Genomic DNA, 25,902 nt, shown 5'->3' with positions numbered 1-25,902 from the left:
CGCTGCGTCTCAGGCCGCTAAGCCAGCACCCAACTGGTTATGTAGAGCAATTGTGACAGTCTTACAGCACCCGTTACGAAAGTTCTATTATCTTTTCTGATCTGCGGCACTTGCCAGCGGTGAAAGTATGAATACCACTACCAACATCAGTGCCAGCACCATATAAACCGGCCCGAAACCGGTATGTCCGCCGATAAATCCGATCAGTGACGGTGCCACCAGAATACCGGAATAGCCCATCAATGTCACAAGGCTTAAGGCCGTTCCTGCATGCACACCGCTTTGGTTACCAGCAGCCGAAAAGATAATCGGCACAATATTGGCAATACCAAACCCGGCAACCGCAAAAGCAAGGATCGCTATCCATGCATGTGGTGCAAAACCACTGACAAACAAGCCTAATGTAGCAACAATAATCGAAACACGGAAAGTACGCACCGCGCCGAAACGATTGCGCACGCCATCGCCCAGAAAACGCACCAGCGCCATAGTACCGGAAAATGCCGCAAAGCCGTAACCGGCTGTTGTAAGATCGGCATTAAAAGCCTGTTGAATATAAACGGCCGCCCAGTCCAGCACCGCCCCTTCCGGCACCATTGCAAACAATGCCATCAGCCCGATTAAATAAATGACCGGCTGGTTGGGCAGTTGAAAGCGTATTTTTTCCGTCGTTTTTGGCTGGCGGTCACGCACCAGTTTCGGCAATGCAACCAACATAATAGAACCGGCAATCAGCGTAACCACAACCGCATGGCTGACGGCGCTTTGATAATGCAAAATAAAACTGCCCAGCCCGCTGCCTGCAAAGCCGCCAAGGCTCCAGAAGCCGTGGGAAGAAGACATCAATGCACGGCCAAGCGCTTTTTCAACCGCGACCGCATTGGCATTCATCGCCACATCCATACCGCCAACAACCGCGCCGAACATAAACAGCACCGGAACCGCAACATAAAGATTGCCGATCAGTGCCACCAGAATCAGCCAGAAGGCCACACCGACCGCAAAAACCTTGGTAACCACGTCAGAGCCGTAACGGGTAAGCAGCGGGCCGCAATAGCTCATTGCTGCCAAGGCACCAAGGCCAAACACCAGAATAAGCAGGCCGAACACGCCCTCGGAAACCCCGAGGCGGGTCAAAAGCAACGGAATGTGTAAAGCCCAGCTACCGGTTACAAAGCCATTGGCAAAAAAAGCACCGGCCACTGCCCAGCGATAATAACGCATATCTGCGTCACTGCCGGCCAGTGCTGTATTGATCCCTGCATTACCGTCCACAAAATTGCTCCATCAGGTTCACAATACAATCTCAGTGATATGTAGCGCCGGAACAGTTTCAAAAACAGCGAAAATCGATCCGGTTAAGCCAGCTTGTATCCTGTTATCTTCGCCTGTAAATGACCGGACTTTACAGGCGAAGCAAATCACTTCACTGCGACAAAGATATGAACATCAGATCAGGCATAGGTAATCAGCAAATCCTTGGCATCAATCTGGTCGCCGGTGCGCACCAGCACTTCGCCCAGCACACCGTCACGCTCGGCATGCAAAGCGGTTTCCATCTTCATCGCTTCAATGGAAAGCAGCACATCGCCCGCTTTAACATTTTGCCCACTCACCACCGCAACCGCTGAAACAATGCCAGGCATCGGCGCACCAATATGTGCCTCATTATTCAGCTCTGCCTTGCGGCGCACACCCTTGCCTGCACCACGTGCCCGATCCGGCACTTTGATACGTCGTGGCTGGCCATTCAGCTCGAAAAATACCGTGACCATGCCCTGATCATCAGCATCACCAATTGCCTGATTGCGGATCACCAGTGTTTTACCACGCTCGATCTCCACAAACACTTCCTGCTCCTGCGCCAAGCCATAGAAATAAACCGGCGTCGGTAGCACGCTTGTCGGACCATATAAAACCTGCGCACTGGCAAAATCCGTGAAGACTTTCGGATACATCAGATAAGATGCAAATTCCTGATCCGTAATTTTGCGCTCTAATTTTGTTTCAATTTCCAGCCTGTCTGCATCAAGATCAGCGGGTGCAAGTAAAGCGCCGGGACGCGTCGTGAAAGGCGTTTCACCTTTCAGCACTTTTTTCTGCAGCTCTTTTGGCCATCCCGCCGGTGGCTGTCCCAGATCACCCCGCATCATCGACACCACCGAATCCGGAAACGCTATATCTTTGGCAGGATTGGTCACATCGCCGGTTGTCATATCCTGACTAACCATCATCAGCGCCATATCCCCCACCACTTTGGAAGATGGTGTTACTTTAACAATATCACCAAACATCAGGTTCACATCCGCATAGGCCTGCGCCACCTCATGCCAGCGGGCTTCCAGCCCCAGTGATCGGGCCTGCTCCTTCAGATTGGTAAACTGGCCGCCGGGCATTTCATGCAAATAAACCTCTGAGGCCGGGCCTTTCAGATCACTTTCAAACGCAGCATACTGATTGCGTGCTGCCTCCCAGTAGAAAGATATCCGCCGGATTGAGGCCGGATCAAGCCCCGGATCACGCTCAGTACCTGCCAGCGCCTCTGCTATCGAGCCAAGGCACGGCTGCGATGTATTACCCGACAGCGCATCCATTGCGGCATCCACAGCATCAACACCGGCCTCAACCGCAGCAAGCACAGTAGCCGCCGCTATGCCCGACGTATCATGGGTATGAAAATGGATCGGCAGATCAGTTTCCTGCCGCAATGCCGTAAATAGCTGCCGCGCAGCCTGTGGTTTCAACAACCCCGCCATATCTTTAATGGCAATAATATGCGCTCCGGCCTTTTCTACCTCACGCGCGAGCTTTAGATAATAATTGAGATCATATTGCGGGCGTGCCGCATTCATCAGATCACCGGTATAGCAAATGGCCGCTTCACATAATTTGCCCTCACTCAGCACCGCATCCATAGATACGCGCATATTCTCAACCCAGTTAAGGCTGTCAAAAACGCGGAACAAATCTATGCCGCCTTGCGCTGCTTCGCGAACAAATTGCTGCACCACATTATCCGGATAGCTTTTATAGCCCACACCATTGGCGCCACGCAGCAGCATCTGCAACAACAGGTTCGGCGCACCCTCACGCACCTTGCTCAGACGTTCCCACGGATCTTCGGTTAAAAAGCGCATTGACACGTCAAAGGTCGCGCCACCCCAGCATTCAAGCGACAACAGATCCGGCAGCAGTCGGGCATAGGTTTCAGCAATCCGCGCAATATCATAGGTGCGCATACGCGTTGCCAGCAGCGACTGGTGACCATCCCGCATCGTTGTATCGGTAATCAGCACTTGTTTTTGCGCGCGCATCCATTGAGCAAATTTCTGTGCGCCGAGCTCTTCCAGTTTTTGGCGGGTACCGCTTCTGATCTCGCCTTCCGGCACATAAGGCACTTTAGGCAAAGCGCCATTGCTCACCGGCAATGCGCGGTTTTTGGTTTCCGGATGACCGTTCACAGTGACATCAGCAATATAGGTTAAAAGCTTCGTTGCACGATCCTGACGTTTGACATGCTCGAACAGTTCCGGCGTCGTATCAATAAACCGCGTTGTATAATCATTGCTGCGGAATTTCGGATGGGTAATAATCGCTTCCAGAAAAGTCAGATTTGTCGACACGCCGCGAATACGAAACTCCCGCAATGCGCGATGCATCCGCAAAATCACCTCTTCCGGTGTGGAGGCCCAGGCTGTTACTTTTTCCAAAAGCGGATCATAATAACGGGTAATATACGCTCCCGAATAGGCTGTGCCACCATCCAGTCGGATACCAAAACCGGTAGCTCCCCGATAGGCCGTGATACGACCATAATCAGGGATAAAATTCTGCTCCGGATCCTCCGTGGTAATCCGGCATTGCAGCGCATGGCCACGCAGCACAATTTTGCTCTGTTCCGGTACACCGGACTGCGGGGTACCGATCACAGCGCCTTCAAGAATACGAATTTGCGCTTTAACAATATCAATCCCGGTCACTTCTTCAGTCACCGTATGCTCAACCTGAATACGCGGATTGACCTCAATGAAATAGAATTTGCCGGTTGTCACATCCATCAGGAATTCAACTGTACCGGCACCAATATAATCGGTGGCATGAGCGATTTTCAACGCATGCTCAGCCAGTTCCTGACGCTGCGCATCATTGAGATAGGGTGCGGGGGCCCGCTCAACCACCTTCTGGTTACGACGTTGCACCGAACAATCACGTTCAAACAAATGTACTGCATTGCCATGGGTATCGCCGAGAATCTGCACCTCCACATGGCGGGCGCGCTCGACCAGTTTTTCCAGATAAACTTCATCCTTGCCAAAGGCAGCTTTTGCCTCGCGCTTGGCCTCTACCACATCGCGCGCCAGATCTTGTGGCTGACGAATAGCGCGCATACCGCGCCCGCCACCGCCCCATGAGGCTTTCAACATTAACGGATAGCCGATTTTTTCAGCGATTTCACGGATTTCATCCATATCATCCGGCAGCGGATCGCTGGCAGGTACCACCGGCACGCCCACTTCCACAGCCAGATTGCGCGCTGCGACCTTGTTGCCAAGACGACGCATTGTATCGCCTTTAGGTCCGATAAAGATGATGCCGTTTTGTGCACAGGCATCGGCAAATTCCGGGCTTTCAGACAATAATCCGTAGCCCGGATGGATAGCATCCGCACCCGATAATTTAGCAACACGGATCACTTCATCAATTGAGAGATAGCTTTCAATCGGGCCCATATCCTGCGCCAGATGCGGCCCGCGGCCAACCTGATAGCTTTCATCGGCCTTAAAACGGTGCAATGCAAGCTTGTCTTCCTCTGCCCAGATCGCCACGGTTTTCATACCAAGCTCATTTGCCGCACGAAACACGCGGATGGCAATTTCAGAGCGGTTAGCGACCAGAATTTTATGAATAGGCAAAGCAATCTCCCTCACTGCACAATGGATTTTGCAGCCAGTTGCAAACAATCTGGCTTGCAGTTCCACACCGCATCTCGTTCCCGTGAAAGCGGCAGGTCATCACCATACTGAAATTATTTTACAAAAAAGAACAGAAAAAATACGACACAAAATAGCAATGCCCGACACATGGGCCGGGCATCTTTTTGCGTAAAGCTTCAGGAGATGAGATAATTATTTCTTTTGGAAATAATTATACTTACCATCTTCACCCTTACGCCATTCAAACATCACGTAAGGCGACAGATTAGGATCACCTTTTTCGTCATAAGAAAGGTCACCGAGAACTGTCTTGAACGGACCTTTTTCTTTCATAGCTGTTGCAACAGTCATCGGATCATTGCTGCCTGCTGCTTTAGCCGCTGCCGCCAATGACTGCACTGCAGCATAAGAATAGAAAGTATAGGCTTCAGGTTCAAAACCGGCATCGCGGAATTTTTTGATCAACTCGGCATTAGCAGGATCTTCACGCGGATCCGGGCCGAAGGTGTTGAGCACGCCGTTAACCGCATCGCCGGCAATTGATGCCAGCTCGTTAGACACAATACCGTCACCGGAAATGAACTGCGCTTTCAGGTTCTGATCACCCATCTGGCGGATAATCAGACCAGCTTCAGGATGCAGGCCACCCCAATAAATAACATTCACGCCATCACGCTTGAGCTTGGCAATCAGTGCAGAGTAATCTTTTTCGCCAACATTCACGCCTTCATAAGCTGTTTCTTTCAGACCCAGCTCATTCATGGCTTTTTTGGTGCCATCAGCAAGACCCTGACCATACGGGGTCTTGTCATGCACGATAGCAATTTTGCCGTCTTTATAATTTTCAACGATGTATTTTGCCGCGGCAATGCCCTGATTATCGTCGCGACGGCAGGTACGGAATGTGTTCCACATGCCACGGTCGGTATAAACCGGATTGGTTGTGCCCGGCGCAATCGCCAGAATACCATTTTCTTCATACACTTCAGAGGCCGGAATACTCACGCCGGAGTTGAAGTGACCAATAACAAATTGCACGCCATCTGCGGCAAATTTATTAGCAACCGACATGCCCTGCTTGGGATCAGACACATCATCGCCATAGATCAGTACAATTTTTTCACCATTAAGGCCGCCTTCGGCATTAACAACCTCAACAGCTGCCTCAACACCGTTTTTAATCTGTGCACCATAAGCAGCACTGCCGCCTGTCAAAGGTGCACCGACGCCAACCAGAATATCGGCCCATGATGAGCCGCTCATGGTTAGCATTGCAGAAAGTGCAACGCCGCAAAATAGAGATTTCTTCATATTTCCTACTCCCATAAATATGCTCCGGAGGCCACAATAGCAGCTTCAGAAGTCGCCGGAACACCGGCTTTCCACCTTATACAGCGGTCAAAACTGACCTTCATTTTATGGCAAAAATGTGCATAGGGTAGAATTCTTTGCGTCTGAATTAGCAATATCTGCGCCATAATCAGACGTAAGGCCGGTATGATTCCGGCCTTACAATTTATTGGAAAGAGAGGTTTACTGCTGAACGTAAGTGAACTTACCGTCCGCACCCTTCTCCCATTTATACATTACGTAACCCGGCAGTTTCGGATCGCCTTTTTCATCATAGGAAAGATCGCCGAGCACGGTCTTGAAAGTACCTTCTCTCAATGCTTTCGCGATGACTTCAGGATCATTGCTACCCGAAGCTTTAGCCGCACCTGCCAATGACTGCATCGCAGCATAGGAATAAAGCGTATAGGCTTCTGGTTCAAAACCGGCATCACGGAATTTCTTCACCAGTTCAGCATTGTCCGGATTGTTCCGCGGATCAGGACCAAAAGTGTTCAGTGTACCTGCAACAGCATCACCGGCAATTGAAGCCAATTCGTTGGAGACAATACCATCGCCAGAAATAAACTGGGCTTTAAGACCCTGATCTCCCAGCTGACGAATAATCAGACCGGCTTCAGCATGCATACCGCCCCAATAAATGACTGAAACGCCATCTTTTTTCATTTTCGCAATCAATGCAGAGAAATCTTTTTCACCAACATTCACGCCTTCATAAAGGGCTTCTTTTACGCCTGCATCATTCAGTGCTTTTTTAGTTTCGTCCGCGAGACCCTGACCATAAGGGGTCTTGTCATGCACAACGGCCACTTTGGCATCTTTGTAATTGTCAGCAATATATTTACCGGCAACTAGCCCCTGCTGATCATCACGTCCGCAGGTACGAAATGTGTTCCACATGCCGCGGTCGGTATAGACAGGGTTTGTAGCACCCGGTGAAATTTCCAGAATGCCGTTTTCCTGATAGACTTCAGAAGCCGGAATGGCGACGCCCGAATTGAAATGCCCGATAACAAATTTTACACCATCAGCCGCAAATTTGTTTGCCACAGAAATGCCCTGCTTAGGATCAGAAACGTCATCACCCAGCGTGAAAACGATCTTTTCGCCATTAAGGCCACCTTCAGCATTGATGATTTCAGCGGCCGCCTCAGCACCCTTTTGAATCTGCGCCCCATAAACGGCGTTCGGACCTGTTAGCGGCGCGCCGATACCGATCAGGACATCAGCCAGAGCAGGTCCGCTAAAAGCGACGAGTGCCGACAAAGCTACGCCGTACAATAAAGATTTTTTCATGAATAACTGCTCCCATTACAATGATCATTGTTGAAACTGCTTTAAAACAAACAGTCTCTTTGTTTATTAATTTCAGATGACCACCAATCCACTAAAGTGAAACTGATTGATGATCAGCCGTTTATTTTATTACAATCATTCTGTAGAAACCGGATCCCCGGGCATGCAGACCGGGGAGAAATCCCCGGCAATTATCACAATACTTACTTCGTTCCCGCAAAGTAAATTATTGTAATCTCTTTATATATTCCTGATCTAAAATAAATATAATCAGGAATAGTACCTATCAGATATCCTATAGTCGATATTTTATTATTTCGACTTATAAGAAAATGCAGATGTCCGCTCATAGAGCCAGCTATACTGGCGAACCATTTGCTTAACCTTTGTGAAACGGTAACCGAGTGTGCCGATAATCACAAGCACAACCAGATCAACAAGATAATAATGCAGCGACAATAAGGTACCTTCAAACATTGCATAGTGGATGAAGCGAACCATAAAGGTCAATGGTAACATATAAACCAGCAGCATCGCATATGGACGCCAGGTTTGCGCACATGCGCGTCCTGTCATCCATGCAGCCCAGCCGCCGAGAATGCAGGTGATCAGCAAAAAAAGCCAGAATGATGGCTCTTCATAGAGAATGCCTTGCATAGGTTTGTTCTCCCAATTTCACCAAAAATCACACCGGTGATCTGTGATGCGTAACAATGTGGCAATCCGTGCCCGCATTGCATAAAAAACTTTTCCGAACATCACCGTGATGATCAGGCAATTAGCCTGATCAGTCACCAAATCAATGACGCCCGCCCTCAAGATAGGCTGCGCGCACTTCCGGATTAGCCAGAAGCTCCTGTCCGCTGCCACTCATGGTGATCACACCATTAACCATCACATAACCGCGATGGGCGAGCTTCAGCGCACCGAAAGCATTCTGCTCCACCAGAAAAACTGTCAGTCCTGTTGTGCGGTTCAGCTCTTTGATTGCCTCAAAAATCTGTTTAACAATCAAAGGCGCCAACCCAAGGGACGGCTCATCAAGCATCAGCAATTTCGGGCGCGCCATCAAAGCACGGGCAATCGCCAGCATCTGCTGCTCACCGCCCGACAATGTGCCTCCGCGCTGATTTATGCGCTCCTTAAGACGCGGAAATAGCTCGAACATCAGCTTCACATCTTCATCAAAATATTTTTGATTATCGAGGCTGGCGCCCATTTGCAGATTTTCCATCACACTCATGCGTGGGAAAATACGACGACCTTCAGGAGACTGTGCAATGCGCAATTTTGCAATATCATGCGGTGCCATTGCCGTAATGTCCTGACCCTCAAAAAGGATCCGACCGGTACGGGCACGCGGTGAGCCGAAAATCGTCATCATCAGCGTTGATTTTCCAGCACCATTGGCACCAATCAGCGTCACGATTTCACCTGGCATTACGTTAACATCAACGCCTTTCAACGCGCAAATATTACCGTAATAGGTCTCAACTTTATCAATAACCAGAAGCGGGTTTTGAGCCTGCATCATTTACCCCCCTCGGATTTAGTCTTGCTCGACTTAGTAACTTTGCCAGACGGTGTTTCATGGCTGGAAGGCACTTGACCCGCTTCTACGCGCGCAGAAAACTCTGTCTGCGCACCCTCTGCTAGAACACGCGCCTGCACCACCCATTCTTCACGTGTAATCCGGCCGTCAAAGCTCAGATAAGTTTCTGCCTGTTTAATATCCTCAATTGTCCATACGGCAATCTGGTCAAAATGATAAATACCATGCGCATTGAGCTTGGTTTCATTCACACTGCCAATACCCTTGATCAGTGTCAGATTATCAGCGGCACCGCCACGCGGTCCATCAAGACCACCGGCCAGCCGTGCAACCGCTGCGGCAGATGATTTATCACCAGCAGCACCAAGATCATCACCGATCATCTGTGAAACCAGCTGATCGACAGAACCGATTTTACCGCTTCCGTCATCAATAAGATCCGTCACCTCATCATCATCAACACCGAGATAAGCGGCAATAACTTTAGGATCATTTTGAACAAAATGCGGCGCACCGTCAGAAATTTTTGTCCCGTATTCCAGCACAATCACATGGTCGGAAATTTCCATAACCACCGACATATCATGCTCAATCAGCAAAATCGCTGTACCGGTTTCGTCGCGGATGTCGAGCAGCAACTTGTTAAGCTCTGCTGACTCGCGCGGATTCAGACCAGCCGCCGGCTCATCAAGACACAGCATTTCTGGATCGGTACACATTGCGCGGGCAATTTCCAGACGACGCTGATCGCCGTAAGGCAAATCACCCGCAGGGTCATCCGCACGATGGATAAGATTGATCTTTTCAAGCCAGACACGCGCTTTTTCGACGGCGTCTTTCGCAGCCTTTTTATAGGCTGGAAATCCGAGCAGACCGAGGAAAGTATAACCCGATGACAGCATCAATGGATTATGCTGCGCGACCAGCAGGTTTTCAAGAACCGTCAGACCTGTGAACAGGCGGATATTCTGGAAAGTACGCGCAACTTTTGCTTTCTTGGTGATCATAAAATCCGGCATCCGTTCCAAAAGGAACTTTTCACCGTCTTTATGCTGCAGGGTAACCATACCACCTGTCGGCTTGTAAAATCCGGTCAGGCAGTTGAAAACTGTGGTTTTGCCGGCACCGTTCGGACCGATAACCGCAGTAATTTCACCGCGCTTTGCCTCAAAACTCAAATCATTAATGGCTACCAGCCCGCCAAAACGCATGGAGAGATGTTCAACCTTAAGAATCGTTTCGGCATTCTGGTGTTTATCAGCAAGAGTAGAATTTGCCATTATTGTTGTCCCCGCCATTAGCCGTGTCCTTCTTTGGTAAAGGATCCGGATACCAGCTTACGCTCGTTCAGGAAGGCACTCGGTTCGCGACTTCCGACAAAGCCACGTGGTTTCCAGACCATCACTACAACCATTGCCAGACCGAAAATCAGCATACGATACAGTTCAGGTGTGAAGTTCGGCCCGAAAATTGCTTTCAGGAAGGACAATTCACGCAAGATTTCTGTGCCGCCGATCATCACAATCGCAGCAATCGCAATACCGATCAACGAGCCCATGCCACCCAGAACCACGATAGCCAGAATAACGGCAGATTCGAGGAAAACGAAGGATTCAGGACTTACGAAGCCCTGGCGCGCGCCAAAAAATGCACCAGCAAAGCCACCGAACATTGCACCGGTCGCAAAGGCTGTCAGTTTTGTAGTGGTGGTATTGATACCAAGTGCACGACACGCAATTTCATCTTCACGCAGAGCTTCCCACGCACGGCCAATAGGCATGCGGCGCAGACGAATTGTGACCCATGCAGTCAAAAGAGCAAGCAGTAAGATGATATAATAGAGGAAGATTTTATAGTGTGCTGCAGAAAATTGCAGGCCGAATGTTGCCGCAAATCCGTCAGGCCCCGCTTTAAACGGAATACCGAAGAATGTAGCTTTGGCAATGCCGGAAACACCATAAGTACCCTTGGTGACTGCCGTCCAGTTGATCAGCACAAGCCTGATTATCTCCCCGAAGGCCAGTGTCACAATCGCCAGATAATCACCTCGCAGACGCAAGACCGGAAAACCGAGAATGATGCCCCAGAATGCCGCAAGAATACCGGCAACAGGCAGCAAAATCCAGAAAGACAGACCGAAATAAGACGACAACAATGCGTAGGAATAAGCGCCCACTGCATAGAATGCCACATAACCAAGATCGAGCAGACCGGCGAGACCGACAACAATGTTGAGCCCCCATGCCAGCATGATGTAGATCAGGATCTGCACACCAAAGTTATCAACCCATTTCAACGATCCCTGAAAACCAAGCGTCAAAACAATTAACACCGGATAGATAAACAGAAACAGGATCGCCAGCTTGGAGAAGTTGCGGCGGAAGAATGAAATCTCGCCGTTTGCCGGCGTGTGTTTTTCTGCTTTTGCACGGGTAGCCATATATGGCACCAGAAAAGCACGATGCAGGAAACGCCCGACACCGGCAAGTGCCACCAATGTAAACAACAAGCCCCAGCGCTGAATTAGCACCAACTCATTATTAATATTCTGCTCGGTCTTAAAGCCGACAATCAGAACAAACAAACCAAAAGCCAGAATGGCAGCAATAATACCTTCGCGGATTGCAGCTGCAAAATCAGACGGCGGCGCAGAAGGAGAGGTTTTACGAGGATCTGCCATATTACACCTTTTCGACTTCTGGTCGGCCAAGAATGCCGGAAGGCATGAAGATCAGTACGATCGCAAGGATCGAGAAGGCTGCAACATCCTTATAATCAATCGAGAAATACGCAGACCACAATGCTTCAATCAGACCAATCAGCAGACCGCCGATAACTGCACCCGGCAGTGAGCCGATGCCGCCAAGAACCGCCGCTGTAAAGGCCTTCACGCCCGGAATAAATCCGTCGGTGAAGGAAATAACACCATAGAAAGTCAGGTAAAGCGTACCGGCAACCGCAGCCAGTGCAGCGCCCATAACAAATGTCAGCGAGATTGTGCGATCTACGTTGATACCGAGCAGCGAGGCCATTTTACGGTCTTGCTCACAGGCGCGCTGTGCACGGCCCAGAGATGTGCGGTTCACAATATACCAGAACACAGTCAGCAGCACGATTGTGACTACAATGATCATGATCTGCTTAAGCGAAATGATGATACCCGTACCAAACAGCGAATAGGAATCATTGATCAGTGAAGGGATCGGCTTATTGCGCGGCCCTTGTGTTACCTGCACGAAATTCGAGAGGGCAATCGACATACCAATAGCGGTAATCAATGGCGCTAACCGGAAAGAACCACGCAAAGGACGATAAGCAACGCGCTCGATTGTCCAGCTCCACATACTGGTCAGAACCATTGCCACAATCATCATCAGCAAAATGGCAAGAACCACCGGAACCGCACCGATAAAGGTTGTCAGCATCAGAAAAACAATAAGCGCCATAAAGGCGCCGAGCATAAAAACATCACCATGAGAAAAATTGATCATGCCAATAATACCATAGACCATGGTATAACCAATTGCGATCAATCCATAGATCGACCCGAGCGTAAGCCCGTTGATCACTTGCTGGATAAAATATTCCATTGAAAAGACACCCTTTTCTGATCTGAATTATTCTCGCCCTTAGCAGGCACTTCCCTTATATTTCAGATCGTTTACTCCTACTGCGCAATTCAACCCGCTGGTTTAGCAGCAAAATCATGCAGCATTTCAAAGTTTTTGCTGCGTATTAATTAAACAATATTCGCAGTCTTTTATCACAACACAATATGCAATCCCCCCATTACAGTTTCCGGAAGAGACTGCCCAAGCTGGACTGCCCCATACACAGAAACTATAGAAATAACGACTAGTAATATAGTATTAGGGCTGCCCTCACCCTGCTCTCAGGATTTTAGATTACTCATAATTTATTACGCGTCAATCGCGCATCGGCAATGATATGCGATTGAAACAATATTCTATTTGCGACGCTTTGATTTTCCTTGGCAAGGAGCAATCAGCGCACCACAAAACCATGTGCAAATGGATCACGATCATCAATAAAAATCGTATTATATCCGGTCATGCGTGCCCACCCTGCGACAGAGGGGATTATTGCTTTTTTATCAGCCACTTGAGTTGTTGCCTCGACACGTCCGTTGAACAGTGATCCGATCACAGATTCATGCACAAATGCGTCACCGGCCTTTAGCTCACCACGCGCTGCAAGCTGCGCCATACGCGCCGATGTACCGGTGCCGCAAGGCGAACGATCAATCGCTTTATCCCCGTAAAACACAGCATTTCTTGCGTGCGCTTCCGGCTTAGTGGGCTTACCTGTCCATAAAATATGGCTCAGACGATTAATATCGGCCAGTTCAGGATGCTGAAAACTATATAAATCATTGAGTCGCTGACGCAGAACAGGGCTCCAGCCAATCAGATCCAGCACTGAATAATCAGCCAGATCGCTGTAATTTTCCTGAGCTTCAACTATGGCATAAAAATTACCGCCATAGCTGACATCAACCTTCAGCATGCCTAAGTCCGGACACTCAACTTCTAGATCCTGCTTGTACAAAAATGCCGGCACATTGGTGAGCCGCACGCTATCCACATATTGCCCATTCTGCTCATATTCGATAGCGACTTTGCCCGCCGGTGTATCAAGATTAAGCTTGCCCGGCACTTTCGGTGTAATCAGTCCCTGCTCAATAGCCATGGTCACTGTGCCGATTGTGCCATGCCCGCACATTGGCAAACAGCCGGAGGTTTCAATGAACAGCACGCCGACATCGCAATCATCACGTGTTGGCGGATACAGAATGGAGCCCGACATCATGTCATGGCCACGCGGTTCAAACATCAATCCGGTACGGATCCAGTCATATTCAGCCAGAAAATGCGCGCGCTTTTCCATCATTGTCGAACCATGCAGGTTCGGGCCGCCACCGGCCACAAGACGCACCGGATTACCGCAGGTATGACCATCGACACAAAAGAATGTATGTTTTGCCATTATATTTCTCAAAACCGTTTTGGGCTGAAAGCACTGGTATCCAGTGCCGTTTTTTCATTATTGATCAGCTGGGTTACCAGCCTTGCAGTGGCGGCAGACTGGGTAAGGCCAAGATGGCCATGCCCGAAAGCATAAACAATATCAGAGGATGCGGAAGAAAGGCCGATCACCGGCAAACTATCCGGCATTGATGGCCGGTAGCCCATCCACTGTTTGCCGCCATTAATATTCATCTGCGGCAGAAACTGTTTGGCCTTTTTCAGCATCGCATCGGCACGCGCATAGTTTGGCGGCAAATCAAGCCCGCCCAATTCCACAGCCCCGCCCACACGCAGACCGGTTGTCAGCGGCGTAATCACAAAACCATGGCCCGGAAAGGTCAATTGACGGCGCACATCACAGGCACCCAGTGGCAAAGTCGTATTATAGCCACGCTCGGTTTCCAGCGGCACTGTATCACCAAGCTGTGCGCTGAGACGGTGTGACCACGCACCGGCAGCAATGACTAGCTTTCCGCACTGCAAAACACGGCCATCATCTAACGTTATCTGCGCGCCTGTTGCAGTTTTAGCAACCGCTTTGACAACAGTCTGATGAAACCGCGCGCCGTTTTTCTCCGCATAATGCCAGAGCGCCTGCCCGTAGAGTTTCGGATCTGAAACCGTTTTCCACTTCGGAATAAAACAGCCAACAACAAATCGTGGCGACAATCCCGGTTGCAACGCTGCAAGCTCAGCATCACGCACAACTTTATAGTCAATACCGGCGCGTTTCTTGGCATCCCATCCCGGCTGGGAAGCCTTCAACTCGGCCTCACTCTCGTATAGTTCAAGCGTACCGTCATGATGAATCATGGTATTTACACCGGCGCGCTCGGCCAGTGCCAGCATTTCGCGTTCAGCGAGCTGCATCATTTGCCCCTGCACGGTGGTGCTAATACGCAAAGCACTGTCACTGCTCGCCCGCCAAAACCGGTAAAGCCAAGGAATAAGTTTAGGGAAGTATGACGGGCGGATAGCAAATGGCCCCAAAGGATCGAGCAGCCAGCCCGGCACCTTTTTCATCACCCCCTTAGAGGCGAGCGGCAGAACTTCGGAAAATGCCAATGCGGCAGCATTACCGGAACTGGTTTCCTCGCAAATACCACTGCGATCAAGCACCAGAACAGAATGTCCCGCCTCACTCAGCAATGCAGCGGTCGCAATCCCTACAATTCCCGCCCCAATAATAATGATTTCAGAATCTGCATTCTGCCCAACCACACCGACGTTCTTAACTGACGTCATGTGCCCTCCTGCCCATTTTGTCTGTATTGATTTCAACCGTTCGATTAGCCCGGCACATATCACAATCAAGCTTGCCGGCCAGACAGTAATGACAATGTGGCCTGCTCAGAACTTCTAACTGGAATTGTTGCTTAACCTGAACATAAACTTCTGACTGCATCACTTCATAAATTACTGCGTATAATTCAATATCCGCGATTGCTCATGATAAACAAAGCGCAACTTATATGGCATGCCGCTTATCAGGATTAATCTGTATAAGATTGTGCAGCACTTTAATAATATCAGCTCTCACCCACCGAGCCGCTCAATATAGATTTGCGCCAACAATTGATATATCAAAGCCTATCCAGATGTTTTGCACCCGTCAAATCATTTTGTCACAGAACGATATATTATCTTCATATTATCCTGTTCACACACCTCCATATACAGCGCCACATCTTGAGAAATCGCTGTTGCTGGTGTATCTCTCAATGCCAGCACATAATATCCGGCTTAGACAGACTGCCGGTACATATAACACTGCCTATTATAAACAAGGATTACAGCCTTTATGTCAGGGCAGCTAAGCGCGCAAAGTCAGCACGATAACTCATCAGTTATATCATCCGGCGGCAGCCTGTCTGATCAGGCTTATCGCCTGCTAGAGCGCCAGATCGTCACTCTACAATTAGAGCCCGGCTCTGTTATCAATGAACGCGCGCTAATCGAATTAACCGGCATGGGGCGCACGCCCGTGCGTGAGGCAATTCAGCGTTTGGCATGGGAAGGTCTGATGGAGGTTCGCCCCCGTTCAGGCATCGCCATTACTGCGCTTAATCCCAAAGATTTTTCCAAAGTTCTTGATGCCCGTGAAGGCGTGGAGCAAGTGCTGTGCCGCGATGCTGCACGTTACTCCGGTACCATTGAACATGAACAGTTGCATGCAGCAGCAAAAATTATGAAACAGGCGGAACGCGCGCACGACATCCCATTGTTTCTCGATGCTGATAAGGCATTTGATGAGGTGTTGGGTAAAGCATCAGGCAATGCCTATGCCACAAGACTGGCAGCGCCGTTACAGACACATAGCCGCCGCTTCTGGTATCAGTTGCGACGTGAACATGGTTTGGAAGAGCCATCTTCAACCCACACCCGCATGATTGAAGCCATTGTAAGCCGCGATGAAAATGCGGCCATTGCCAGCTCAAAAGCACTCATCGCTTATCTGCGAACGCTGACACCTTAAAATCTGTTTTATATCGTTATCCTGCATATACATATTGCACGAACTTAGTGCAAAAATATGCTGTTCTCTATATTTTTTTGGGAACTTATACGCTCCAGCACCGTTATCTTTTTGAACACAAACTTGAGCCATCCGGCCAGAGTGCCCGATGACGCTCAGAATGTCTGTTAAGGAGATAAACATGGCTTCTAAAATGCGTAATGATGCAGAAAAATCTTTTGAAGATCAGATTGCGGAGCTGAAAAGCGAACTTGCTTCAGTTACCAAGAAGCTCTCACAACAGGGCAATGCACTCTATGATGATGCTCGTGAAAATGCCTCTGAGACCTATGATGTACTTCGCAAACGTGGCCGTGTGGCTGCACGTGAAGTAAAGCATCAAGCGCAAGTTGTGACCGACACTGCACGCGAAAATCCACTGGCCGCAGCCGCTGTGGTTGCTGGTATCGGCTTGGTATTGGCACTACTTGCACGCCGTTAAAAGCACCAACTGTCGTGACGCGACTGTCAGGTTAGCCGGCATTCATCATCTGGCAACCAATAAATTTTACGAGGATTTATGAACAGAAACGGTCTTTATATTCTGCTAGGCGCTTTGATTGTCGTTATTATCGGCTTTGCCGCCTATACCTATCAGCAGGAATCCAAGCCTAAGGGCGTGGAGCTGAAAATAGGTGAACAAGGTGTCTCGATTGAACAGAACTGATTTTTAATATTACGCTCTGCTATACAAGCTGGCTGAAACAATAAAAAACCCGCGATAAATGCTATCGCGGGTTTTTTATAATTGTAAACAAAAGCCCGATGCAGGCATATTATTATGCAGGCAAAATCGAACCTTCAACTGTTGTCAGTTGATGCAGAAACTGTTCAGCCTTTGTGCGATGCTCGTTGGACGATGCATCATCAACCAACTGACGCGCATGCGCGATACGTGCAGCAATGTCTGCACGGCTCACTTCATCAATGTGAAGTGCGGATTCTGCAAGCAAAGAACAGCCTTCAGGTGTAATATCAGCAAAGCCGCCAAATACTACATAAGCATCGCTTTTGCCGTCAGCAGTTTTAACAGTCAGCTTGCCCGGAATAATGGTTGTCATCAAAGGAGCGTGACCGGCCAGAACAGTCAAATAGCCTTCACTGCCAGGAATGACCACTTCGGTAACCTCAGCTGAAAGCAAAAGGCGCTCCGGCGATACCAGTTCGAATTTGAAGGTTCCAGCCATGATTCTCACTCAAGTTCCCTAAACTTTCCGTCATTATAACGGTGTTCCGGCGTTGAATTCACTATTTCAGCGGTCACTATAAACGATAGCCCGCTGTTAAACTTTTTATAAACTACAGGAGCGAGATAAAATCCTGCAAACTCCTGGATAGAAATGGTCAGGCAGACAACCGCCCGCCTGACCAATCACATTAAGCGGCTTGTGCCAGCTTCTGTGCTTTTTCAATCGCTTCTTCAATTGAGCCGACCATGTAGAAGGCAGCTTCCGGCAGGTGATCGTAATCACCAGCGCAGAGACCCTTAAAGCCCTTGATGGTATCGGCCAGATCAACCAGTTTACCTGGTGAACCGGTGAAGATTTCAGCAACGAAGAACGGCTGGGACAGGAAGCGCTCGATTTTACGGGCACGTGTTACTGTCAGCTTATCTTCTTCAGACAACTCGTCCATACCAAGGATGGCGATGATGTCCTGAAGCGACTTGTAGCGCTGCAGAATTGACTGAACCTGACGGGCAACACCGTAATGCTCTTCACCAACAATCATTGGATCCAGCATACGCGAAGTTGAGTCAAGCGGATCAACCGCAGGATAAATACCCTTTTCAGCGATCGAACGGTTAAGAACCGTAGTCGCATCCAAGTGCGCAAACGAAGTCGCAGGAGCCGGATCGGTCAAGTCATCGGCAGGAACGTAAATTGCCTGCACCGAAGTGATCGAGCCTTTATGCGTGGTGGTGATGCGTTCCTGCATCTGACCCATATCCGTTGCCAGTGTTGGCTGATAGCCCACAGCGGAAGGAATACGGCCAAGAAGCGCGGACACTTCAGAACCAGCCTGTGTGAAGCGGAAGATATTGTCCACGAAGAACAAAACGTCCTGACCGTCATCACGGAAGCTTTCAGCGATCGTCAGACCGGAGAGAGCAACACGGGCACGCGCACCTGGCGGCTCGTTCATCTGACCGTAAACGAGAGCTGCTTTCGAGCCTTCGCCGCCGCCCAGCTTGTTCACGCCGGATTCGATCATTTCGTGATAGAGATCGTTACCTTCACGGGTACGCTCACCAACGCCGGCGAATACAGAGTAACCGCCATGGGCTTTTGCCACGTTGTTGATAAGTTCCATGATGAGAACGGTTTTACCAACGCCCGCACCGCCGAACAGACCAATCTTACCACCTTTAGCGTAAGGGGCGAGAAGATCTACAACCTTAATACCGGTTACCAGAATCTCGGATTCAGGTGACTGTTCGATATATTCAGGCGCCGGCTGGTGAATACCACGGGTTACAGTGGTCGTAATCGGGCCGGCTTCATCAACCGGCTCACCAATCACGTTCATGATACGGCCAAGCGTTTCAGGTCCGACTGGAACCCGGATCGCATCGCCGGTATCACGTACTTCCTGCCCGCGAACCAGACCTTCGGTCGAGTCCATAGCAATAGTACGTACTGTGTTTTCACCAAGATGCTGAGCAACTTCCAAAACGAGACGGTTACCGAGATTGTCAGTTTCCAGCGCGTTCAGGATCAGAGGCAGATTGTTGTCATCAAACTGGACGTCGACGACAGCGCCGATGACCTGCTTGATACGGCCGACTGCAACTGATGCAGCCTCGCCGGACTTAGCCTTTGCCGTGGTCTTGGTAGTTTTCGGTGTCGCTGCTTTAGCCATCGATCCTTACCTTCCGATTAGAGCGCTTCCGCGCCCGCAATAATTTCGATCAGTTCCGTGGTGATCTGAGCCTGACGCTGACGATTATATGTGATCGACAGCTTGTTGATCATATCGCCCGCATTACGCGTTGCATTATCCATCGCGCTCATCTTTGCGCCCATTTCACCGGCCACATTTTCAAGCAAGGCGCTGAAAATCTGGACAGAGATATTGCGCGGCAAAAGATCGTCGAGAATACCTGCCGCATCCGGCTCATATTCGTAGATCGCACCACCTGCAGAAGCCGCAGCATCATTTGCATCTGTACCGGCAGAAGCCGGAATAAGCTGCTGTGCAGTCGGAACCTGATTGATTACCGACTTGAACTGCGAATAAAACAGGGTTGCAACATCAAACTCGCCTTTTTCAAAAAACGAGATCACTTTGCGACCAATCTGGTCGGCATTCACGAAGCCAAGCTGCTTAACTTCACGCAGATCAACATGATCTATGATCAGTCCGCCAAAATCGCGACGCAGAATATCCGCACCTTTTTTACCGACGGTGATGATTTTTACCGTCTTGCCCTGTGCCAACAACTGGCGGGCATGGTCACGGGCGAGACGTGCGATCTGCGAGTTGAAACCACCGCACAGACCACGTTCCGCGGTAGCGACGATGAGCAGATGCACATCGTCCTTACCGGTTCCCGCCATCAGTTTCGGTGCATCATCACCGCTTACATTCTGGGCAATATTGTCCAGAACTGCACTCATCCGCTGAGAATACGGCCGTGCCGCTTCGGCTGCTTCCTGGGCACGACGCAGTTTTGCCGCGGCGACCATTTGCATCGCCTTGGTAATTTTCTGCGTCGCCTTAACCGAGGCGATACGGTTTCTCAGATCCTTTAGTGAAGGCATCCGTTCATCCCGTCAGAGTTGATCAAGCAAAATTCTTGGCGAAAGCGTCGATAGCTGCCTTGAGTTTGCCTTTGATTTCGTCGCTGATTGCTTTCTGATCGCGGATCGCATCAAGCACATCTTTGTGCTCGGAGCGCAGCGATGCCAGAAGACCGGCCTCAAATTTACCAACCTGATTCACTGCCAGGCTATCGAGATAACCGTTAACACCGGCAAAAATCACAGCAACCTGTTCTTCAGTCTTCAGTGGCGAGAACTGTGGCTGCTTGAGCAGCTCAGTCAGACGCGCACCGCGATTGAGAAGACGCTGGGTTGAAGCATCAAGATCGGAACCGAACTGCGCAAACGCAGCCATTTCACGATACTGAGCAAGCTCACCCTTAATCGAACCGGCAACCTGTTTCATCGCTTTAATCTGAGCGGCTGAACCCACGCGGGAAACCGACAGACCAACGTTAACAGCAGGACGAATACCCTGATGGAAAAGGTTGGTTTCAAGGAAGATCTGACCATCTGTAATCGAAATCACGTTGGTCGGAATAAACGCCGAAACGTCACCACCCTGTGTTTCAATAACCGGCAGAGCGGTCAATGAACCACCACCCAGCTCGTCATTCAGTTTAGCTGAACGCTCAAGGAGACGGGAGTGAAGGTAGAAAACGTCACCTGGATAAGCTTCACGGCCCGGAGGACGACGCAGCAACAGGGACATCTGACGATAAGCAACAGCCTGCTTGGAAAGGTCATCATAACCGATCAGTGCATGCATACCGTTGTCGCGGAAATATTCACCGATCGCACAGCCTGTGAACGGAGCCAGATACTGCAGAGGCGCAGCATCAGACGCAGTCGCAGCAATGACAACCGAATATTCCAGGGCGCCGCGCTCTTCGAGCACTTTAACCAGCTGGGCAACAGTCGAACGCTTCTGGCCGATTGCTACATAAATGCAATACAGCTTGTCTTTGTCAGGGCCATTATCATGGATAGGCTTCTGATTAAGGAAAGTGTCGAGAATAATCGCTGTCTTACCTGTCTGACGGTCACCAATGACCAGCTCGCGCTGACCACGACCAACAGGGATAAGCGCATCAATGGCTTTCAGACCGGTCGACATCGGCTCATGAACCGATTTACGCGGAATGATGCCCGGCGCTTTAACGTCTACACGACGGCGTTCAACGCCTACGATCGGACCCTTGCCGTCAATCGGATTACCGAGAGCGTCAACAACACGGCCGAGCAGGCCAGGACCGACAGGAACGTCAACGATGGCGCCGGTACGTTTAACGGTGTCGCCTTCCTTGATATCACGGTCAGAACCAAAAATAACGACACCTACGTTGTCGCTTTCAAGGTTGAGCGCCATACCGCGGATGCCACCCGGAAATTCGACCATTTCACCGGCCTGAACATTGTCCAGACCGTATACACGGGCGATACCGTCACCAACGGAGAGAACCTGACCAACTTCAGAGACTTCCGCCTCCTGGCCAAAGTTCTTGATTTGCTCTTTCAGAATTGCGGAAATTTCCGCAGCGCGGATGTCCATCAGCCGACCTCTTTCAGTGCAAGCTTAAGAGAAGAAAGTTTAGTGCGAAGGGAGGTGTCGATCTGACGCGACCCCAGCTTCACAATGAGACCGCCAAGAATCGACGGATCGACAGTGACATTAATCGTCACGTCCTTGCCGGCCACACCCTTGAGCGTCGCCTTCAATTCATTTTGCTGTGCCTGCGTGAGGTCAAACGCAGAAGTTACAGTTGCTGCAACTTCACCACGATGCTCAGCGGCGATCAGATAAAAAGCTTTAACGATGCCCGGCAATACGAACAGCCGGCGGTTTCCCGCAACGACCCGTAAGAAATTGCCGACCAGACCTTTGATACCAGCCTTATCAGCAACGGCGGCAATCGCATGAAGCTGATCTTCAGTGGAGAATACCGGACTATTGATCAGGCGGCGAAGATCTTCGCTCTCGCTGATCATAGCCTCGATACGGCCAAGATCTTTCTCCACCTGAGCAACGGACTGAGCCTCAAGCGCCAGATCAAACAAGGATCCAGCATAGCGCTGAGCAACACCGGAAATGAGCGAAGACGATCCTGTCACGAATAACCATCTCTCTTGGTTGAAATCCCGTTTTGACCGCATAGTTTATCCATGCTGAAAAACGGTGATTTTATTGATGTTTTCAATACCCCTGATGAAGTGCCGATTTGCACACCATCCGCCTTGCGAAGGAGCCGCCTGACTGCATTGAAATTCGAAAGCCGTCTAGCATAGACAATCAGGCTCCGCAACACGCGAATCCTACCGTTTCATGCGGTTTACAGCCCAAATCTGCTGCTTTGCCATAGTGCCTGTCGGTATACACCCGATCGAGCTCCAGACACGAGACTGCACCACATAGAAAATTCACTATATTAAACAGCAACTTATATGTAAAATTGTTATTTTTACATAACACAATCAGACCCAAATCACCGTTTGCAGACCATTTGATAAATTCCGGCAAAATTATGCTTATATAAACAAAAAATCTAACAGGCCGCACTGAAACCGCGCTGATTCCCATATCTTACCTGTTGATAGATTCTCACCTGTCACAGAGAAGAGATTCTTATAAATCCGGCTAATTACGCAACAAAACCAAATGCGAAAAGCAGCGGCCCCGCAGCCAGTATCAGCTCGACCACGACCGCGACCCAATTATAAAACGAATTGGCTCTGTCCGACATCATTGAGATCAGCCGCCCGAACAGCACAAAACCCCATACGCAGCCCAAAGCCATCCACAGGAATGGCTGGGCAAATAACAGACAGGCCACACCAAGGCCGATATACGGGCCTGCAACAGTAGCACGAATGGATGATAATGCATGCGGGCGCCGATCAGGCGCACTCAGACGCAGAATCTTCAAAGAAATTCCCGGGGCAAACATCAGGATCAACCCAAAGAGCAGCGTGATAACGCCTACACTCCATGCCAGCCACTCACCCTGACTTGTCGGAAGATAAAACGCCACATTACACCTCATAAAATCGCCTGATAATTCCATATTATCACGGCCGATTACTGTTTTGCCCAGTTATATTTTATCTGGAATAATTGCAGAGCTATATTCCTGACAGTGCCGCAATAAAAGTAAAATTATAAAAAGCTTTGCGGGTCAATATCGACCTGTACACGCAACGAGCCACGGGGTTTGGGCCCTACTTTTAAAAGCGCGCGTATGAAAGACTGAATGTCTGAGCGCTTACTCCCCTGCACCAGCAGCCGGAAACGATGCCTGCCTCGAATCACAGCAAGCGGTGCTTCAGCAGGCCCCAACACCTCTAAATCCGCATCTCTGGGTGCTGTGCGGCGCAATGCACGCGCATGGCTTTCTGCCTCTGCCCTGCTATCAGCAGAGATGATCAAAGCTGCCAACCGCCCGAATGGCGGCAACATTCCGCGTTGGCGCTCTTCAATTTCACGGTCATAAAATGCCTGCGCATCACCGGCAATAATCGCCTTTAATACCGGATGCTCGGGCTGATACGTCTGGATAAGCCCGATACTTTTGCGCCCCGTACGCCCTGCACGCCCCGTCACCTGATTGAGCAACTGGAATGTGCGTTCAGCCGCCCGCGGATCGCCATTAGCAAGCCCAAGATCCGCATCAATTACGCCGACCAATGTTATCAGCGGAAAATTGTGACCTTTAGCAACCAATTGCGTACCAATCACAATATCGGCCTCACCATTTGCAATCGCTTCCATTTCCAGCCGCAGGCGCTTAACACCGCCCGCCATATCTGACGAGAGCACAATAATGCGCGCATCCGGAAAGAGCACCGCTGCCTCTTCAGCGATCCGCTCAACCCCGGGGCCGCAAGCCACCAGATGATCCAGCGCCCCGCAAGACGGACAAGCATCCGGACTTTTTTCATGATAACCGCATTGATGACACATTAACTGCGCGCGAAAACGGTGCTCCACCAGCCAGCTCGAACAATCCGGACATTGAAATCGGTGCCCGCAAACACGGCACAGGGTTAATGGTGCATAGCCGCGTCTGTTCAAAAACAGCAATGCCTGTTCTTTACGCTTGAGTGCCTGCCCTACGGCTTGCGTTAAAGCCGGAGAAAGAAATCGCCCCGCAGGCGGAGGCGAGCGGCGCATATCAATAAATTTAAGATCAGGCAGCGCCGCATCAGCATAACGCCCTAACAGCGGCACATAGCGGTAGCGCCCCTGATTGGCATTCACCAGACTTTCAATTGATGGTGTGGCAGAGGCCAGAATAACGGCAAATTTGCCGATGGAGCCGCGTACCACGGCCATATCCCGTGCATTATAAAACACGCGATCTTCCTGCTTGTAAGCGGGATCATGCTCTTCATCGACAATGATCAGACCCGGATTGGCAAAGGGCAGAAACAACGCCGAGCGCGCGCCGGCAACCACCTTAACTGTACCCTCGGCAATATGGCGCCAGACACGTTCACGCTGGCGGGGTGCCAGATCTGAGTGCCATTCAGCAGGCCTTGTGCCGAACCGGCTCTCAAAGCGATCCAGAAACTGCTGTGTCAGCGCAATTTCCGGTAACAGTATCAGCACTTGTTTGCCAAGCTCAACGGCACGTGCCACCGCTTCAAAATACACTTCGGTTTTACCTGAGCCAGTGACCCCGTGCAGCAGGGAGACTGAATAAGCATCCTCCTCAACCGCTTCAACCAGACATTGTGCCGCCGCCTGCTGGTCCTCTGATAATGCCGCCATACCATAAAACGGATCAGGCTCTCCGACCACCGGTGGCGGCGGTATCATCACATCCTCAAATAGGCCTTGTGCTTTAAGGCCATCAATCACACTACCAGACACGCCTGCCGCGTGGGCAAGGCCGGATTTTGTCCAGTTGAGACCATTACCAGCCGTTTCCAGCACTTTCTCACGCGCGGCCGTCAACCGCTCTGCGGTGCCGCCATTATAACGCAAGCCCGGTACCCATGGTTCAGGGTCAAACGCTGCGGGTGCACGCAGTACCATACGCGCAACCATACCCGGTGGTGAAAGTGTGTAATCCGCAGTCCAGCGAATGAAGCGCAACATCTGGCTGCTGATCAGCGGGCAGTCAAAAACCTGCAGGATTGGTTTCAGTTTTTTAGCGTCCACACTATCGCTGGCATCATCAGTCACAATACCTGCAACCTCACGAGGGCCCAAAGGCACACGCACGATCGAACCGGCCCGCACATCCATCCCTTCGGGAACCAGATAGCTGTAAGGGCGCTCCGCCGGCATCGGCACAAGAACCGGAACCGTGCGGCGCGCTTTTTCGTCTGTTTTCCCGCTCAAAAGACTATCCTGATCACTTTCAAAACATATTTTCAGATAACATTCATACGAAATAGACAGATACCATTTAACGGTAAATGCCTTAGCACTTCAATTGAC

21 protein-coding genes are annotated in these 25,902 nt (G+C 50.2%); 3 read left to right on the top strand and 18 right to left on the bottom strand.

All coding sequences use genetic code 11. From position 1 onward, the window contains the following. Window positions 1-87: 87 nt before the first annotated feature. The 11 genes from MP213Fo_RS09670 to MP213Fo_RS09620 form a co-directional block, all read right to left on the bottom strand. The gene (locus MP213Fo_RS09670; protein WP_421088822.1) at window positions 88-1,275 is read right to left on the bottom strand and encodes an MFS transporter; all 1,188 of its coding nucleotides are present in this window, start codon (window positions 1,273-1,275) and stop codon (window positions 88-90) included. 179 nt (window positions 1,276-1,454) lie between these two features. Next, window positions 1,455-4,913 carry a pyruvate carboxylase gene (pyc, locus tag MP213Fo_RS09665; RefSeq protein ID WP_421088821.1) on the bottom strand — a complete coding sequence of 1,153 codons (3,459 nt, stop codon included), beginning with the start codon at window positions 4,911-4,913 and terminating at the stop codon, window positions 1,455-1,457. Between the two features lie 213 nt (window positions 4,914-5,126). Continuing rightward, entirely contained in the window at window positions 5,127-6,245 is a 1,119-nt protein-coding gene (locus MP213Fo_RS09660) for a branched-chain amino acid ABC transporter substrate-binding protein (RefSeq protein ID WP_421088820.1), read from the bottom strand. A 222-nt stretch (window positions 6,246-6,467) separates the two neighbouring features. Next, window positions 6,468-7,580 carry a branched-chain amino acid ABC transporter substrate-binding protein gene (locus tag MP213Fo_RS09655; RefSeq protein ID WP_421088819.1) on the bottom strand — a complete coding sequence of 371 codons (1,113 nt, stop codon included), beginning with the start codon at window positions 7,578-7,580 and terminating at the stop codon, window positions 6,468-6,470. A 312-nt stretch (window positions 7,581-7,892) separates the two neighbouring features. Next, window positions 7,893-8,237, bottom strand: a complete 345-nt coding sequence (locus tag MP213Fo_RS09650) for a DUF6867 family protein (RefSeq protein ID WP_421088818.1) — start codon at window positions 8,235-8,237, stop codon at window positions 7,893-7,895. Window positions 8,238-8,379: 142 nt separating this feature from the next. Further along, a complete protein-coding gene (locus MP213Fo_RS09645) occupies window positions 8,380-9,111 on the bottom strand; it encodes an ABC transporter ATP-binding protein (protein ID WP_421091091.1) in 732 nt (243 codons plus the stop codon). Continuing rightward, entirely contained in the window at window positions 9,111-10,430 is a 1,320-nt protein-coding gene (locus tag MP213Fo_RS09640; RefSeq protein ID WP_421088817.1) for an ATP-binding cassette domain-containing protein, read from the bottom strand. Before MP213Fo_RS09640 ends, MP213Fo_RS09645 begins: the two co-directional genes overlap by 1 nt. Next, the gene (gene livM / locus MP213Fo_RS09635) at window positions 10,430-11,812 is read right to left on the bottom strand and encodes a high-affinity branched-chain amino acid ABC transporter permease LivM (RefSeq protein WP_421088816.1); all 1,383 of its coding nucleotides are present in this window, start codon (window positions 11,810-11,812) and stop codon (window positions 10,430-10,432) included. Before livM ends, MP213Fo_RS09640 begins: the two co-directional genes overlap by 1 nt. A gap of 1 nt (window position 11,813) precedes the next feature. Continuing rightward, on the bottom strand, window positions 11,814-12,722 hold the full coding sequence (locus MP213Fo_RS09630) for a branched-chain amino acid ABC transporter permease (RefSeq protein ID WP_421088815.1): 909 nt from the start codon (window positions 12,720-12,722) through the stop codon (window positions 11,814-11,816). Window positions 12,723-13,137: 415 nt separating this feature from the next. After that, on the bottom strand, window positions 13,138-14,139 hold the full coding sequence (locus tag MP213Fo_RS09625) for a 4-hydroxyproline epimerase (protein ID WP_421088814.1): 1,002 nt from the start codon (window positions 14,137-14,139) through the stop codon (window positions 13,138-13,140). Window positions 14,140-14,147: 8 nt separating this feature from the next. Next, a complete protein-coding gene (locus tag MP213Fo_RS09620; protein WP_421088813.1) occupies window positions 14,148-15,425 on the bottom strand; it encodes an NAD(P)/FAD-dependent oxidoreductase in 1,278 nt (425 codons plus the stop codon). 556 nt (window positions 15,426-15,981) lie between these two features. Between MP213Fo_RS09620 and MP213Fo_RS09615 the strand changes: the two genes are divergently transcribed. The 3 genes from MP213Fo_RS09615 to MP213Fo_RS09605 all read left to right on the top strand — a co-directional run bounded on the left by MP213Fo_RS09615 (window position 15,982) and on the right by MP213Fo_RS09605 (window position 17,362). Next, entirely contained in the window at window positions 15,982-16,656 is a 675-nt protein-coding gene (locus MP213Fo_RS09615) for a GntR family transcriptional regulator (protein ID WP_421088812.1), read from the top strand. Between the two features lie 181 nt (window positions 16,657-16,837). Continuing rightward, complete coding sequence (locus MP213Fo_RS09610) at window positions 16,838-17,137, top strand: glycine zipper domain-containing protein (protein ID WP_421088811.1); 300 nt, start codon at window positions 16,838-16,840, stop codon at window positions 17,135-17,137. Window positions 17,138-17,215: 78 nt separating this feature from the next. Then, window positions 17,216-17,362, top strand: a complete 147-nt coding sequence (locus MP213Fo_RS09605; protein WP_421088810.1) for a hypothetical protein — start codon at window positions 17,216-17,218, stop codon at window positions 17,360-17,362. A 112-nt stretch (window positions 17,363-17,474) separates the two neighbouring features. On the opposite strand, the gene MP213Fo_RS09600 is transcribed toward MP213Fo_RS09605, so the two are convergent. The 7 genes from MP213Fo_RS09600 to MP213Fo_RS09570 all read right to left on the bottom strand — a co-directional run bounded on the left by MP213Fo_RS09600 (window position 17,475) and on the right by MP213Fo_RS09570 (window position 25,803). Continuing rightward, window positions 17,475-17,882, bottom strand: coding sequence for a F0F1 ATP synthase subunit epsilon (locus MP213Fo_RS09600; RefSeq protein WP_421088809.1), 408 nt, complete (start codon window positions 17,880-17,882; stop codon window positions 17,475-17,477). 190 nt (window positions 17,883-18,072) lie between these two features. Next, window positions 18,073-19,557, bottom strand: a complete 1,485-nt coding sequence (atpD, locus tag MP213Fo_RS09595) for a F0F1 ATP synthase subunit beta (protein ID WP_421088808.1) — start codon at window positions 19,555-19,557, stop codon at window positions 18,073-18,075. 17 nt (window positions 19,558-19,574) lie between these two features. Then, window positions 19,575-20,459: a F0F1 ATP synthase subunit gamma gene (locus MP213Fo_RS09590; protein ID WP_421088807.1), complete on the bottom strand. Its 885-nt coding sequence runs from the start codon at window positions 20,457-20,459 to the stop codon at window positions 19,575-19,577. 22 nt (window positions 20,460-20,481) lie between these two features. Continuing rightward, a complete protein-coding gene (gene atpA, locus MP213Fo_RS09585) occupies window positions 20,482-22,011 on the bottom strand; it encodes a F0F1 ATP synthase subunit alpha (RefSeq protein ID WP_421088806.1) in 1,530 nt (509 codons plus the stop codon). Continuing rightward, window positions 22,011-22,571, bottom strand: coding sequence for a F0F1 ATP synthase subunit delta (locus tag MP213Fo_RS09580; protein WP_421088805.1), 561 nt, complete (start codon window positions 22,569-22,571; stop codon window positions 22,011-22,013). Before MP213Fo_RS09580 ends, atpA begins: the two co-directional genes overlap by 1 nt. A 527-nt stretch (window positions 22,572-23,098) precedes the next feature. After that, a complete protein-coding gene (locus MP213Fo_RS09575) occupies window positions 23,099-23,488 on the bottom strand; it encodes a DUF4345 family protein (protein ID WP_421088804.1) in 390 nt (129 codons plus the stop codon). A 125-nt stretch (window positions 23,489-23,613) separates the two neighbouring features. Further along, a complete protein-coding gene (locus MP213Fo_RS09570) occupies window positions 23,614-25,803 on the bottom strand; it encodes a primosomal protein N' (protein ID WP_421088803.1) in 2,190 nt (729 codons plus the stop codon). Between the last annotated feature and the right edge of the window lie 99 nt (window positions 25,804-25,902).

Source organism: Pseudochrobactrum mosebachae (assembly GCF_048914685.1).
Lineage (GTDB): Bacteria > Pseudomonadota > Alphaproteobacteria > Rhizobiales > Rhizobiaceae > Pseudochrobactrum.
The sequence above is the reverse complement of the archived record's forward strand: the minus strand, read 5'-3'. Positions and strand labels throughout refer to the sequence as shown.

What these genes read in the sequence shown, in the direction of transcription:
- MP213Fo_RS09620 (WP_421088813.1), bottom strand. Translation starts at nt 15,425, where the DNA reads ATGACGTCAGTTAAGAACGTCGGTGTGGTTGGGCAGAATGCAGATTCT.
- MP213Fo_RS09650 (WP_421088818.1), bottom strand. Translation starts at nt 8,237, where the DNA reads ATGCAAGGCATTCTCTATGAAGAGCCATCATTCTGGCTTTTTTTGCTG.
- atpA (WP_421088806.1), bottom strand. Translation starts at nt 22,011, where the DNA reads ATGGACATCCGCGCTGCGGAAATTTCCGCAATTCTGAAAGAGCAAATC.
- MP213Fo_RS09640 (WP_421088817.1), bottom strand. Translation starts at nt 10,430, where the DNA reads ATGGCGGGGACAACAATAATGGCAAATTCTACTCTTGCTGATAAACAC.
- MP213Fo_RS09630 (WP_421088815.1), bottom strand. Translation starts at nt 12,722, where the DNA reads ATGGAATATTTTATCCAGCAAGTGATCAACGGGCTTACGCTCGGGTCG.
- MP213Fo_RS09610 (WP_421088811.1), top strand. Translation starts at nt 16,838, where the DNA reads ATGGCTTCTAAAATGCGTAATGATGCAGAAAAATCTTTTGAAGATCAG.
- MP213Fo_RS09615 (WP_421088812.1), top strand. Translation starts at nt 15,982, where the DNA reads ATGTCAGGGCAGCTAAGCGCGCAAAGTCAGCACGATAACTCATCAGTT.
- atpD (WP_421088808.1), bottom strand. Translation starts at nt 19,557, where the DNA reads ATGGCTAAAGCAGCGACACCGAAAACTACCAAGACCACGGCAAAGGCT.
- MP213Fo_RS09600 (WP_421088809.1), bottom strand. Translation starts at nt 17,882, where the DNA reads ATGGCTGGAACCTTCAAATTCGAACTGGTATCGCCGGAGCGCCTTTTG.
- MP213Fo_RS09605 (WP_421088810.1), top strand. Translation starts at nt 17,216, where the DNA reads ATGAACAGAAACGGTCTTTATATTCTGCTAGGCGCTTTGATTGTCGTT.
- MP213Fo_RS09645 (WP_421091091.1), bottom strand. Translation starts at nt 9,111, where the DNA reads ATGCAGGCTCAAAACCCGCTTCTGGTTATTGATAAAGTTGAGACCTAT.
- livM (WP_421088816.1), bottom strand. Translation starts at nt 11,812, where the DNA reads ATGGCAGATCCTCGTAAAACCTCTCCTTCTGCGCCGCCGTCTGATTTT.
- MP213Fo_RS09660 (WP_421088820.1), bottom strand. Translation starts at nt 6,245, where the DNA reads ATGAAGAAATCTCTATTTTGCGGCGTTGCACTTTCTGCAATGCTAACC.
- MP213Fo_RS09625 (WP_421088814.1), bottom strand. Translation starts at nt 14,139, where the DNA reads ATGGCAAAACATACATTCTTTTGTGTCGATGGTCATACCTGCGGTAAT.
- MP213Fo_RS09590 (WP_421088807.1), bottom strand. Translation starts at nt 20,459, where the DNA reads ATGCCTTCACTAAAGGATCTGAGAAACCGTATCGCCTCGGTTAAGGCG.
- MP213Fo_RS09655 (WP_421088819.1), bottom strand. Translation starts at nt 7,580, where the DNA reads ATGAAAAAATCTTTATTGTACGGCGTAGCTTTGTCGGCACTCGTCGCT.